The sequence below is a fragment of the Pseudomonas sp. Irchel s3h14 genome (genome assembly GCF_900187425.1).
In the GTDB taxonomy this organism is placed as follows: domain Bacteria; phylum Pseudomonadota; class Gammaproteobacteria; order Pseudomonadales; family Pseudomonadaceae; genus Aquipseudomonas.
In genome coordinates this window covers 105,883-117,833 of record NZ_FYDJ01000006.1, presented here as the reverse complement: position 1 = coordinate 117,833, position 11,951 = coordinate 105,883, and the positions used below count along the sequence as shown (strand labels likewise).

Here is an 11,951-nt window from a genome sequence, read left to right as displayed (position 1 = left end):
CTTAAACCGGTGTCTGCCCATTGTCGAGCCACGGTGTAACGCGCTAAGGTTCTGCTCCCCGACGCGCTTAATTTGCTGTGCTCCGCCGCGCGGGTTCGCTGGCGGCCGGCACCCGTGACCTGACGAGTAAACGATGGCTGATTTACCGATCAACGACCTAAACGTCGCTTCCAACGAGACGCTGATCACTCCCGATCAGCTCAAGCGTGATATCCCTCTGAGCGACGCTGCCCTGCGCACCGTCACCAAGGGCCGCGAAGTCATTCGCAACATTCTTGATGGCACCGACCACCGCCTGTTTGTTGTCATCGGGCCTTGCTCGATCCACGACATCAAGGCTGCCCACGAATACGCCGAGCGCCTGAAGACGCTTGCGGCCGAAGTGTCCGATACCCTGTATCTGGTCATGCGCGTGTATTTCGAGAAGCCACGCACCACCGTCGGCTGGAAAGGTTTGATCAACGATCCGTACCTGGACGACTCCTTCAAGATTCAGGACGGTCTGCACATCGGTCGTCAATTGTTGCTGGACCTGGCCGAGATGGGCCTGCCGACCGCAACTGAAGCCCTCGACCCGATCTCCCCGCAGTACCTGCAGGACCTGATCAGTTGGTCGGCCATTGGTGCGCGCACCACCGAATCCCAGACTCACCGTGAAATGGCCTCTGGCCTGTCCTCGGCAGTCGGCTTCAAGAACGGCACCGACGGCGGCCTGACGGTCGCTATCAACGCCCTGCAATCGGTTTCCAGCCCTCACCGCTTCCTGGGCATCAACCAGGAAGGTGGCGTGTCGATCGTCACCACCAAGGGCAATGCCTACGGTCACGTGGTACTGCGCGGTGGCAACGGCAAGCCGAACTACGATTCGGTCAGCGTCGCGCTCTGCGAGCAAGCGCTGAACAAAGCGAAGATCAAGCCGAACATCATGGTCGATTGCAGCCACGCCAACTCCAACAAGGACCCGGCCCTGCAACCGCTGGTGATGGAGAACGTCGCCAACCAGATCCTCGAAGGCAACCAGTCGATCATCGGCCTGATGGTCGAAAGTCACCTGAACTGGGGCTGCCAGGCGATCCCGAAAGACCTCGCCGACCTGCAATACGGCGTGTCGATCACCGATGCCTGCATCGACTGGACCGCCACCGAAAACACCTTGCGCAGCATGCATGCCAAGCTCAAGGACGTGCTGCCGAAACGCGATCGCAGCTGATCACTTTTCGCCGCACAAAAAAACGCCGGGCTTGACCCGGCGTTTTTTTATGCGTTCGATTCTTTGAAAGGTTACTGGCTCAGCTTGGCTGCATGCCGCTGGTGGCGCTCCATGTAGCGTTCCACGTAGGAACACGATGGAATGACGGTGTAACCCATTTCTTCAGCATACTCCAACGCCTTCTCGGTCAAGGCTGCCGCAATACCGCGACCACGTAGCGCGTTGGGCACAAAGGTGCGATAGATATCCAGGGTCTGTTTCCCCAGATCCATATAGGTCAGGTAGGCACGATGACCGTCCACATTGGTCTCGAACTGATGACCAGCCTGGTCATGGTGGATGGACAACGCCTCGCTCATCACTACTCCTCGCGGGTCTGGAATTCTGACCCCTACCTTACCGATGTTTTTCCGGCGAAGGAACATCTACGCCACCCCGTGCCTGAATGGACACCGAGAAGAACTGCACCCATCTCGCGCAACCGAGCACGTATCAAATAGTAGGCACCATTGGCAGAAATGCTCAAGGTACGCTCGTCATCACGCTGGGGGGGCGGGGGTGCTGCTCCGGGTTACGCAGAGACGGCTCGACCAAGATATCTGAAGGTCGACAGCCTGAACATTGCCGGATGTTGAGACTTAAGACGAGCGCCCTTTGTTAAAGTCACCTGAACATGGAGAAAGATATGAGAGGCGCCACGCAAAATCCGAACAAAAGTGTGGACGAATCCATCTAGACAGACTTTAGCCAAGACTCGGAAAAGAGCTGTGAGCGCGCGGAACTTTTCTTCGGCGGCTCGCTCAGCTCGGGCCTCCCAGCTGGATATTTTTTAAACAATGCAGTTAAAAGTTGCTCGAAAAAGAATCAACGCCTACAATTTTTTTGGCTTCTTGCATTACGTCAGTTTACTTACGACAAGTAATGGGTAGTATGTACGCCGGCTATTTCCTCACTCTGAGGAGACAGCTAACTTAATAGAAAGTCCTTGAAGGGGAACACGATGAACAACGTTCTGAAATTCTCTGCTCTGGCTCTGGCCGCAGTTCTGGCTACCGGTTGCAGCAGCGTATCGAAAGAAACCGAAGCACGTCTGACCGCTACTGAAGACGCAGCAGCTCGCTCCCAGGCTCGTGCAGACGAAGCTTACCGTAAAGCTGATGAAGCTCTGGCTGCTGCTCAAAAAGCACAACAGACTGCTGACGAAGCTAACGAGCGTGCTCTGCGCATGCTGGACAAAGCTAGCCGCAAGTAATAATCCCTCGGGATTGTTATCAAGCCGACCCATTTTTTGGGTCGGCTTTTTTATTGCCCGCTATTTCGTACAGGCAATAAAAAACCCGCCGACGCGGTCAGCATCGGCGGGTTCCTTTCAAGTATTACTGCAACGGGTCGATCGGCGCACTCGTCACCATCGGCGCCGAGGAACTCGGCACTCCGATTTCCACCGGCAGGCCATCTTCAGCGGCAACCACGTCGCGGACCACATCCCAGTTCATGCGCAGGTTGTTGGTGATGTCCTCACGCTTGAGCATCGCGTTGATTACCGCGGTGTGCTTGTCGACCACAGAAGGGTTGCCCTTGTCGTCCAGCGGCGTGTGCGCTTCCAGATACACCTTGCCGCCACTGACACCGAACTTGTACGGGTCGCTGATAATGCGCACCGACGTGCCTACCGGCACCATGCTCGCCATTTCCAGCACGTTGTTGTTGAACATGCGGAAGCAACCGTGGCTGGTGCGCATGCCGATGCCGAACTTCTTGTTCGAACCGTGGATCAGGTAGCCCGGCGTGCCCAGCGTGAACTTGAACGGCCCCAGCGGGTTGTCCGGGCCGGCCGGCACCACGTTCGGCAGTGGATCGCCATCGGCGGCGTGCTCGGCCTTGATCGACGCTGGAGGGGTCCAGGTCGGGTTCGGCGTCTTGGCGGTGATGCTGGTATGGGCAATCGGCGAGCCCCAGCCTTCACGGCCGATACCCAGCGGGAAGGTGTACACCACGTTCCGGCCTTTCGGGAAGTAATAGAGGCGGTACTCGGCCAGGTTGATGACGATGCCTTCACGCGGACCTGGTGGCAGGATGAAACGCGTCGGCAGCACCACTTCGGTGCCAGCGCCCGGCAGCCATGGATCGACGCCAGGGTTGGCCGCGACCATTTCCGAATAGCCCAGATCGTAGGTGGTACCAAGGTCGGCGAAGGTATCTTCGTACTTGGCCTTGATCACCTGGACCTGACCGATGATGTCTTCACCGGGCGGTGGCAGGGGCAGCTCCAATGCTGCTACGGGACCCGCCACACAGAGGGCGGCGAGAGACAGGTAGCGGGTGACGGCAGGAAAGCGCGGCAACATCCGGAAAATCCTTCGCATGATCGACAAGGGTATAAAAACGGGATTGTACACCGGCATCTGGAAAATCGGGGAGTTGACCGATAGCAAGCAATCTATCGGCTTCTAAAGCTCGAAACGCAGTTCCGGCCAGATCGGCGATGTGCCGCGTTTTTGCGATTCCAGAATGGCCCGGCACAGCGAGCACAGGCGCTGATCCTGGAACACACGGCGATCGACACTCGACCAGCGCGGTTGTGCTGGCAACAGGCTGCCGCACAAGGTCCGGTCCGCCGAGCCGCCCAACTCCAGTTGACGGGTCACCAGATGTACCCGCACTTCCTGGCAGGCGAACAGATCCAGCTGTTCGTCAGGCTCGATCAGTTGGTAGGCAAAAAGTGACCAGGCAGGACGCGGCATCGGGGGCTCCAAATCGGGGGCGCCACCTTAGCCGAAACACCGCCGCTAGAAAAGCGTCAAAGCAGCGGTTTCAGTGTAGGCCAGACATTTTCCAGCAACTTGTTCTGAGCCCCGGCAGCCGGGTGCAAGCCGTCGGCTTGCATCAAGTCCGGATGACCGCCCACGCCGTCGAGAAAAAACGGCACCAGCGGGATCTTTTTCTCCTCGGCCAGCGTGCTGTAGACCTTCGCGAAGGCCTCGGTATAACGAACACCGTAGTTGGGTGGCAATTGCATGCCGAGCAGCAGCACCTTGGCGCCACTGGCGCGGGAGCTGTCGATCATTGCTGCAAGGTTTTGTTGCAATTGCGTTGGCAGCAATCCGCGCAGGCCATCGTTGCCGCCCAACTCGAGGATTACCAGCTCCGGCTTATGCTCTGCAAGCAGCGCGGGCAGGCGCGCCTGGCCTCCGGCACTGGTGTCGCCGCTGATGGACGCATTGACCACCTTATCGTCGAAACCTTCGCGCTTGAGCCGCTGCTCAAGCAATGACACCCACCCTAACCGGGTATCCAGTCCGAAACCCGCGCTGATACTATCGCCAACGATCAGGACTGTACCCGCCGCTGCGTTCTGGGCCATGCACATCAAGGCCAGGCCAGCACTCAAAAACCACACACGCATCGGATTCTCCATGGGCGCAAGCATTCTCACCGCGAAGAACCTCAGCAAAGTGGTTCCCAGCGCGGAAGGTGAACTGACCATCCTGCACGAACTGAGCCTGAAACTGAACAAGGGCGACAGTCTGGCCATCGTCGGGGCCTCCGGTTCCGGCAAATCCACCCTTCTGGGCCTGCTCGCCGGTCTCGATCTGCCGAGCAGCGGTGAAGTCACGCTCGCTGGTCAAGCCCTGAGCAATCTCGATGAAGACCAACGGGCGCGCATCCGCGCCGAGCATGTGGGTTTTGTCTTTCAATCATTCCAGCTACTGGACAGCCTCAACGCCCTGGAAAACGTCATGCTGCCGCTGGAACTCGATGGGCGCAAGGACGCCCGTGAGCGCGCCACCGAACTGCTGCAACGCGTCGGGCTGGGTCAACGCTTGACCCATTCGCCCCGCCAGCTCTCCGGCGGAGAACAGCAGCGCGTGGCGATTGCCCGAGCCTTTGCCGCCGAGCCCGATGTGCTGTTTGCCGACGAACCCACCGGCAACCTCGACAGCCATACCGGCGAGCGCATCAGCGATCTGCTGTTCGAACTCAATCAGGAACGCGGCACGACCCTGGTGCTGGTAACCCACGATGAACGCCTCGCACATCGCTGCCGACGCCTGATCCGCCTCGACGCCGGCCTGCTCGTCCCGCCTCTGGAGGTTTAATGGCACGCCTGCCGCTGTTACGCCTGTTCAGTCTTGCCATCCGCCAACTAATGCGTGACGCCCGTGCCGGTGAGTTGCGCGTGTTGTTCTTTGCCTTGCTGGTGGCCGTGGCGTCGAGTACCGCCATCGGCTACTTCGGCGCCCGCCTGAACGGCGCCATGATGCTGCGCGCCACCGAGTTTCTCGGTGCCGACCTGTTGCTCGAAGGCAGCTCTCCCGCGCGCCCCGAACAGATTAAAAGCGGCACGGATCTGGGCCTTGAACACGCTCAAGTGGTGGAATTCTCCAGCGTCATCGCCACTGACAATGGCATTCAGTTGTCCAGCATCAAGGCTGCCGATGACGTCTACCCACTGCGCGGCGAACTGAAAAGTGCCCCGGCGCCCTTCGCCCCGGAAGAACCCGGTGGCGGACCGAAACCCGGTGAAGCCTGGGTCGAAGCACGACTGCTGACCGCGCTGGACCTGAAAATCGGCGACAGCATCGACGTCGGCGTGCGAACCCTCAAACTGGCGCGAGTGCTGACCTACGAACCGGACCGCGCCGGCAATTTCTACAGCCTGACGCCACGGGTGCTGATCAACCTCAGCGACCTCGCCGCGACCGGCGTGGTGCAACCCGGCAGCCGGGTCAGTTACCGCGAACTCTGGCGCGGTAAAGCCGAGGCGCTGGAAACCTATCGTCAATTGATCAAACCCGGACTCGCCGCCAACCAGCGTATTCAGGATGCCCGTGATGGCAACCGACAGATCGGCGGCGCCTTGGGCAAGGCCGAGCGTTACTTGAACATGGCCAGTCTGGTGGCGGTTCTGCTGTCGGGTGTGGCGGTGGCGCTGTCGGCGACGCGCTTCGCCACCCGCCGATTCGATGCCAGTGCATTGCTGCGCTGCCTGGGGCTGTCCCGGCGGGAAACCATGGTGCTGTTCAGTTTGCAGCTGACGGTGCTCGGACTGCTCGCCAGTATCAGCGGCGCCCTTATCGGCTGGTTCGCGCAGCTGGGACTGTTCGCGCTGCTGCATGATTTATTGCCGACCGACGTTCCTCCGGGCGGTCTGTTTCCAGCCATCGCCGGGATCGGCACCGGGCTGGTGGCGCTGGCCGGTTTTGCCTTGCCACCACTGGCGGCACTGGGCCGGGTTCCGCCATTGCGGGTATTGCGTCGGGACATGCTGCCGATTCCTTCCAGTACCTGGATGGTCTACGGCGCGGCATTGGGCGCCCTCGGGCTGATCATGTGGCGCCTGAGCCTGGACCTGATATTGACCTTCGCCCTGCTCGGTGGCGGTGTGATCGCGGCGTTGGTGCTTGGCGGCTTGCTGTTGCTGCTTCTGAAGAGCCTGCGTCGAATGCTGGCGCGTGCCTCTTTGCCATGGCGCCTCGGGCTGGGCCAATTGCTGCGTCATCCGCTGGCGGCCGCGGGGCAATCCCTCGCCTTCGGTTTGATTCTGCTGTCCATGGCGCTGATCGCATTGCTGCGCGGCGAGTTGCTGGACACCTGGCAGAACCAGCTACCGAAAAACGCGCCCAACTATTTCGCGCTTAACATCCTGCCGGCGGACAAACAGGCATTCATCGATCGCCTGATCAAACTGTCGGCGCAATCCGCGCCGTTGTACCCGGTGGTACCTGGACGGCTGATCAGCGTCAACGGCGAGCCGGTGCAGGAAATCGTCAGCAAGGATACGGCTGGTGATCGCGCGATCCAGCGCGACCTGAGCCTGACCTGGGCGGCGGATTTGCCGACAGGCAACAAACTCACGGCGGGCAACTGGTGGGCTGAACAGGCGCCGGACGAGATTCCCGGCGTATCGGTGGAAGGCCAAGTCGCCGAAAGCCTGAAGCTCAAGCTCGGCGATCACATGGTGTTTACCGTGGGCGGCGTCAATCGCGAAGCAAAAGTCACCAGCCTGCGGGAGGTCAACTGGGACAACTTCCAGCCTAACTTCTTCATGATCTTCCAGCCCGGCACGCTGAAGGATCTGCCGGCGACCTACCTGACCAGTTTTTATCTGGCGGCAGGTCATGATCAGCAGATCGTGGATCTGTCGCGAGCCTTCCCGGCGGTGACCATCTTGCAAGTCGAAGCCTTGCTCGAACAGCTGCGCAGCATCCTCGCCCAAGTCACCCTGGCGGTGGAGTACGTGCTGTTGTTCGTGTTGGCGGCGGGGATGGCGGTGTTGTTTTCAGGCTTGCAAGCGACGCTCGATGAACGCATTCGCCAAGGCGCCTTGTTGCGAGCGCTGGGGGCCGAGCGGCAACTGTTGGTCAAGGCCCGGCGGATCGAGTTCGGTTTGCTTGGGGCGGTCAGCGGATTATTGGCAGCGCTGGGTTCGGAACTGGTGAGTATGGTGCTCTACCGCTACGCCTTCGACCTGCCGTGGCACCCGCATCCGTGGTTGCTGGTATTGCCACTGATCGGCGCGGTGCTGATCGGCGGTGCCGGCGTGTTCGGCACACGTCGCGCGCTGAACGCCAGCCCCCTGACAGTCTTGCGCGAGGGTTGATAGACTCAAGCTCTCTCCACCACAAGAAGTTGCCATGAGCCGTTATCGCCCTCCCCGCACCGCTGGCACCGCGCTGATCACCCCCGAAGGTGAAGCGCGGATGCGGGCCGAGTTTCATGAACTCTGGCATGTTCGGCGACCGCAGGTGACACAGTCAGTCAGCGAGGCCGCGGCACAGGGCGATCGCTCGGAAAACGCCGAATACACCTACGGCAAAAAGATGCTGCGCGAGATCGACAGTCGCGTGCGCTTTCTCACCAAGCGGCTGGAAGCGCTCAAAGTCGTCAGCGAAAAACCGAGCGATCCGAACAAAGTCTATTTTGGCGCCTGGGTCACGATCGAAGACGAAGACGGCAAGGAGTCACGCTACCGCATCGTCGGGCCGGATGAACTGGATTTGAAACTGGGCCTGATCAGCATCGACTCACCGCTGGCCCGCGCCCTGATCGGCAAGGCGCTGGACGCCGAGGTTCGAGTCCAGACACCGACCGGTGAGCAGTGCGTGTATATCGTGGCGATCGAGTATCTTTGAGCCGCAGCGTTCAACGCCTCAACGGCGGGTAATCAGCCCTTGTCGGGCAACGCGAATCAATTGCTTGATCACTTCGGGGGCGTCCTCGAGGCTGGGTGATTGAATCACCGCCAGATCGAAACTGTCGCTGGCAAATCGAGCCAGCGATTCACCCTCTTCGACAAACTGGATCAGGAAGGCCGCAGGCCCACCGGTGCGACGTGGCCAGCCATCGAGATAACGCAAAAGTGTCGGCTGATGTTTGCCGCCAAGCAGGATTTTTGGATTGCGCTGGGTGAGGTGTGCCGTGATCGGCGCGGGGCGTATAACGGGGCTTAGTGCATTCATTGTGTCGTGTCTCTGCCTCAAAAGTCTGCATGGCAGGTGAGAGGCAACACCGAACCAGCGCTTTAGCGGTATTTCGAAGCCTGTTTCAAGCTTCTATCGGCAACTGAATGAGTCACCTGGCGCCCCGCAAGTAGCTGTTTAAATCGGCGCATGGGCAACATCCTAGAGAAGCTGACCGGACAGTGTCAAGAATGACGAGAACAAAAAAGGCCCCGCGCAATGCGGGCCTTTTCATTGAACCAGAGCGGTCAGCCAGCGATAGCGCGGTCAGCCGAGAGCTTGCCGGCGCCTTCGATCAGCACCGCGATGCTGCCGCCGAGCAGCGCCAGGGCGAATTCATAACCGTTGTTGGCCATGAACAACCCGTTAGGGAGGTGCACCGAGAAAATTGCCACCAGCGAGAGGAAGGTCAGGCCGAGGGCTGCCGGGCGAACCAGCAGGCCGATGATCAAGGCCAGACCGGCGAAGAACTCGGTACCGCCCGCCAGCGTCGCCATCAGATAGCCCGGCGCCAGGCCGATGCTTTCCATGTACTGCGCGGTGCCCGCCAGGCCGTAACCACCGAACGCCCCAAAAAGTTTCTGCGAGCCGTGGGCAGCGAAGATGATGCCGACGAAAATCCGCAAGACAGTCAGGCCGTAGCCAGCGCGGGTAAACAGTACCTTGTTGATCAGTGTGCTCATGCTGTGTCATCCGTTGTCAGTGTGTGTTGGTTGGCCGCTATATTAATCAGTAAATCTCATGTTAAAAGCGCAATTAATGCGCCATAACAATCAGTTTATTCGATTATTTGCGTGAGGCAACTTTCTGCCCCTGGGGCTCCAACGACTCCCGCTCCCGATCGAACGCCAGGTAATACTTGTTCACGCTATTAACATAGCTGACGGCGCCCATTCCCACCTGCTCCATGGCGATGCGTTCGACCTGGAAGAACCACTGATTGGGATTCAAACCGCGCCGACGAGCCTCGGCACGCATGCCCTGAACCCGCTCCGGCCCCATGTTGTAGGCCGCCAGCACGAACGCCATACGCTCGCGCTCGTTGAGTTTGGGGCTGGCAAAAAACTTGCGACGAATCATCGCCAGGTACTTCGCCCCGGCCTGCACATTGGCGTCGAGATTCTGAATGTTGTTGACCCCCACCCGCTGCGCGGCGGACGGGGTAATCTGCATCAGGCCAGTAGGACCGCTGCCACTGCGGGCATTGGGTTGCAGGGCTGATTCCTTGAACGCCAGGGCCGCCAGATTCAACCAGTCCATGCCTTGGGCTTCAGCGTGTTTCTGCAGCACCGGTCGAAGTTTCTCGAGGCGCTGGCGATCAGCCTTGGCCAATGGATAGTGCACTTGATACAGACGTCGATAGATCCGCAGGAACGCAGCATCCTGATCCGATGGTTTTTTGTAACCGGTCAGGAAGCGATCAATGCTCGCACGCAACATTGAGGCGTCGCGGCGCACGAACCAGAATTCTTCGCCCGGCTCACTGATGAGCACCTGCCGATCAAAACGCAACTTGGTCAGGATCTTGCCCCAGCGCTCGGCAATAGGTTGCTCGACGATCGTCAGGTGAAAGATTCCGCCCTGGACCATCTCCAGCACATCCTCGACCGCCAGACTGGGATCGACCCACTCGATGCTCACCGGTGGCAGTTTAAGCAGCGCGAGCTTTTGATTGATCTGGCTGACCGCGTCCCCGGCGGCACTGCCGGTGGGCAACGCCAGGGTTTTACCAGAGAGTTGTTCGAGACGGGTGTAACGTCGCTCGCCTTTGATCCCGACCAATATCAACGGGATGTTGCTGGCAATCGGTTCACTGGTGCTGACCGCGTGGCCCGGTTGCAGGTCGAGCAGTTCCCCCGGAGCGACCAGATCACCCTCGCCGCGCTGCAAAGCGCCGATCAGTTGATCCTTGCCCTTGGGAATGATCTTGAGGGTAATTTCCTGACCGTCACGGGCGTGGCCGTTGAGGTATTGCTCGAAGGCACGCAAGCGGTGGTATTCAACACCGATGGCCTGGCCCTGGACTTCGCCGGAGCTGTTGCGGCTCTGGTTGACCAACACGCGCAGCACACGACTGCTGCGGATTTCCGCCAAGTCCCGCACTTTGGTCGAAGGCACGGCTTGCAGCGGCCCGGCCAGACGCGCAACCGCCGGCATCGGCAGCAGCAACGAGCAACACAGCAGTAGCAAAACCGAGGGACGTATCATCCACTCTCCAGAAAGAATACTGGGCCGATCTCAAGAATTTTCATGAAATCGAACGACAGAAACAGAGCGCCTTGAGCGCTGGCAAAGTGCGAAAGACTGGCACAGTGATGGCACCTTAGCCACCCTGACCTGTCTCGCGGCATCAAGAGACAGCTTTAACTCATTGTAGTTCTTGGCTTTTCTTATAAATCTACAGCTCTGATATGCTTTCCGGCCTTTGGTCCGAGGTAGCACCATGCAACTCATCGATATCGGCGTCAACCTGACCAACCCCAGTTTTGCCGACAAACACCAGGCTGTACTCGACCGCGCCTACGCTGCCGGGGTCTGCCAATTGGTGCTCACCGGCACCAGTGTCGAAGGCAGCGAGCAGGCGCTGGAACTGTGCCGCCAACTGGACGAAACGGCTCAACGGCTGTTCGCCACCGCCGGCATTCATCCCCACTGCGCCAGCGACTGGAACGCCGACAGCGCCCAGCGTCTGCGCAGTTTGCTCAAAGAGCCGAACGTCGTGGCGGTAGGTGAATGCGGGCTGGATTTCAACCGTGATTTCTCGCCGCGCCCGCAGCAGGAAAAAGTCCTGGAAAAGCACTTGGAGTTGGCAGTCGAGCTGCAATTGCCGGTGTTCCTCCACGAGCGCGATGCCAGTCAGCGCTTGCTGGAGATCCTTCGCGATTACCGTGATCAATTACCGGCCGCTGTGGCGCATTGCTTCACGGGCGAAAAGAAGGCGCTGTTCAGTTACCTCGATCTGGATTTGCACATCGGCATCACCGGCTGGATCTGCGACGAGCGCCGGGGCACGCACCTGCATCCGTTGGTGAAAGAGATCAAGCGGGGACGGCTAATGCTGGAAAGCGATGCGCCGTATCTGTTGCCGCGCAGTCTGCGACCCAAGCCGAAGAATGGTCGCAACGAACCGGCGTATCTGACCGAAGTGTTGCGGGAAGTGGCGTTGCATCGTGGGGAGAGCGAGGAAGATCTGGCCGCTCACAGCACGGCGTGTGCGCGAGCGTTCTACGGCTTGCCAATGGTCGACTGACGAACCGAACCTGCGGGAGCGAGCAAGC

Annotated in this window: 13 protein-coding genes; 6 read left to right on the top strand and 7 right to left on the bottom strand. The window is 59.7% G+C overall.

Translation table 11 applies throughout. The features are described from left to right. The first annotated feature begins 133 nt into the window (after positions 1–133). Positions 134–1,210, top strand: coding sequence for a 3-deoxy-7-phosphoheptulonate synthase (locus CKW16_RS14050; protein ID WP_095128921.1), 1,077 nt, complete (start codon positions 134–136; stop codon positions 1,208–1,210). A gap of 71 nt (positions 1,211–1,281) precedes the next feature. On the opposite strand, the gene CKW16_RS14045 is transcribed toward CKW16_RS14050, so the two are convergent. Further along, the gene (locus CKW16_RS14045) at positions 1,282–1,569 is read right to left on the bottom strand and encodes a GNAT family N-acetyltransferase (RefSeq protein WP_008057026.1); all 288 of its coding nucleotides are present in this window, start codon (positions 1,567–1,569) and stop codon (positions 1,282–1,284) included. Positions 1,570–2,210: 641 nt separating this feature from the next. Here CKW16_RS14045 and oprI point away from each other — a divergent pair. Beyond that, positions 2,211–2,462, top strand: coding sequence for an outer membrane lipoprotei OprI (gene oprI, locus CKW16_RS14040; protein ID WP_002553018.1), 252 nt, complete (start codon positions 2,211–2,213; stop codon positions 2,460–2,462). A gap of 124 nt (positions 2,463–2,586) precedes the next feature. Here the strand turns inward: oprI and CKW16_RS14035 are convergent, their stop codons facing one another. From CKW16_RS14035 to CKW16_RS14025, 3 genes are all read right to left on the bottom strand, one after another. Next, a complete protein-coding gene (locus CKW16_RS14035; RefSeq protein ID WP_095128920.1) occupies positions 2,587–3,558 on the bottom strand; it encodes a L,D-transpeptidase family protein in 972 nt (323 codons plus the stop codon). A 102-nt stretch (positions 3,559–3,660) separates the two neighbouring features. Further along, positions 3,661–3,954: a hypothetical protein gene (locus CKW16_RS14030; protein ID WP_003226812.1), complete on the bottom strand. Its 294-nt coding sequence runs from the start codon at positions 3,952–3,954 to the stop codon at positions 3,661–3,663. A gap of 56 nt (positions 3,955–4,010) precedes the next feature. After that, positions 4,011–4,616 carry an arylesterase gene (locus CKW16_RS14025; RefSeq protein ID WP_095128919.1) on the bottom strand — a complete coding sequence of 202 codons (606 nt, stop codon included), beginning with the start codon at positions 4,614–4,616 and terminating at the stop codon, positions 4,011–4,013. A gap of 10 nt (positions 4,617–4,626) precedes the next feature. Between CKW16_RS14025 and CKW16_RS14020 the strand changes: the two genes are divergently transcribed. Genes CKW16_RS14020 through greB form a run of 3 tightly spaced genes read left to right on the top strand, consistent with a single transcriptional unit; the run spans position 4,627 to position 8,346 of the window. After that, positions 4,627–5,310 carry an ABC transporter ATP-binding protein gene (locus CKW16_RS14020; protein WP_008148510.1) on the top strand — a complete coding sequence of 228 codons (684 nt, stop codon included), beginning with the start codon at positions 4,627–4,629 and terminating at the stop codon, positions 5,308–5,310. Next, on the top strand, positions 5,310–7,814 hold the full coding sequence (locus CKW16_RS14015; protein ID WP_095128918.1) for an ABC transporter permease: 2,505 nt from the start codon (positions 5,310–5,312) through the stop codon (positions 7,812–7,814). The genes CKW16_RS14020 and CKW16_RS14015 overlap by 1 nt, the downstream gene beginning before the upstream one ends. Positions 7,815–7,848: 34 nt before the next feature. Further along, a complete protein-coding gene (gene greB, locus CKW16_RS14010; RefSeq protein WP_033057207.1) occupies positions 7,849–8,346 on the top strand; it encodes a transcription elongation factor GreB in 498 nt (165 codons plus the stop codon). Positions 8,347–8,364: 18 nt separating this feature from the next. On the opposite strand, the gene CKW16_RS14005 is transcribed toward greB, so the two are convergent. From CKW16_RS14005 to CKW16_RS13995, 3 genes are all read right to left on the bottom strand, one after another. Continuing rightward, on the bottom strand, positions 8,365–8,673 hold the full coding sequence (locus CKW16_RS14005; protein ID WP_008148504.1) for a hypothetical protein: 309 nt from the start codon (positions 8,671–8,673) through the stop codon (positions 8,365–8,367). Positions 8,674–8,921: 248 nt separating this feature from the next. Further along, the gene (locus CKW16_RS14000) at positions 8,922–9,356 is read right to left on the bottom strand and encodes a DoxX family protein (protein WP_095128917.1); all 435 of its coding nucleotides are present in this window, start codon (positions 9,354–9,356) and stop codon (positions 8,922–8,924) included. 103 nt (positions 9,357–9,459) lie between these two features. Continuing rightward, positions 9,460–10,881, bottom strand: coding sequence for a transglycosylase SLT domain-containing protein (locus tag CKW16_RS13995; RefSeq protein WP_095128916.1), 1,422 nt, complete (start codon positions 10,879–10,881; stop codon positions 9,460–9,462). A 235-nt stretch (positions 10,882–11,116) separates the two neighbouring features. Between CKW16_RS13995 and CKW16_RS13990 the strand changes: the two genes are divergently transcribed. After that, a complete protein-coding gene (locus tag CKW16_RS13990) occupies positions 11,117–11,923 on the top strand; it encodes a TatD family hydrolase (protein ID WP_095128915.1) in 807 nt (268 codons plus the stop codon). Positions 11,924–11,951: the final 28 nt, after the last annotated feature.

Coding starts and splice junctions, on each gene's coding strand:
- CKW16_RS14050 (WP_095128921.1), top strand. CDS start 134: ATGGCTGATTTACCGATCAACGACCTAAACGTCGCTTCCAACGAGACG.
- CKW16_RS14045 (WP_008057026.1), bottom strand. CDS start 1,569: ATGAGCGAGGCGTTGTCCATCCACCATGACCAGGCTGGTCATCAGTTC.
- oprI (WP_002553018.1), top strand. CDS start 2,211: ATGAACAACGTTCTGAAATTCTCTGCTCTGGCTCTGGCCGCAGTTCTG.
- CKW16_RS14035 (WP_095128920.1), bottom strand. CDS start 3,558: ATGTTGCCGCGCTTTCCTGCCGTCACCCGCTACCTGTCTCTCGCCGCC.
- CKW16_RS14030 (WP_003226812.1), bottom strand. CDS start 3,954: ATGCCGCGTCCTGCCTGGTCACTTTTTGCCTACCAACTGATCGAGCCT.
- CKW16_RS14025 (WP_095128919.1), bottom strand. CDS start 4,616: ATGCGTGTGTGGTTTTTGAGTGCTGGCCTGGCCTTGATGTGCATGGCC.
- CKW16_RS14020 (WP_008148510.1), top strand. CDS start 4,627: ATGGGCGCAAGCATTCTCACCGCGAAGAACCTCAGCAAAGTGGTTCCC.
- CKW16_RS14015 (WP_095128918.1), top strand. CDS start 5,310: ATGGCACGCCTGCCGCTGTTACGCCTGTTCAGTCTTGCCATCCGCCAA.
- greB (WP_033057207.1), top strand. CDS start 7,849: ATGAGCCGTTATCGCCCTCCCCGCACCGCTGGCACCGCGCTGATCACC.
- CKW16_RS14005 (WP_008148504.1), bottom strand. CDS start 8,673: ATGAATGCACTAAGCCCCGTTATACGCCCCGCGCCGATCACGGCACAC.
- CKW16_RS14000 (WP_095128917.1), bottom strand. CDS start 9,356: ATGAGCACACTGATCAACAAGGTACTGTTTACCCGCGCTGGCTACGGC.
- CKW16_RS13995 (WP_095128916.1), bottom strand. CDS start 10,881: ATGATACGTCCCTCGGTTTTGCTACTGCTGTGTTGCTCGTTGCTGCTG.
- CKW16_RS13990 (WP_095128915.1), top strand. CDS start 11,117: ATGCAACTCATCGATATCGGCGTCAACCTGACCAACCCCAGTTTTGCC.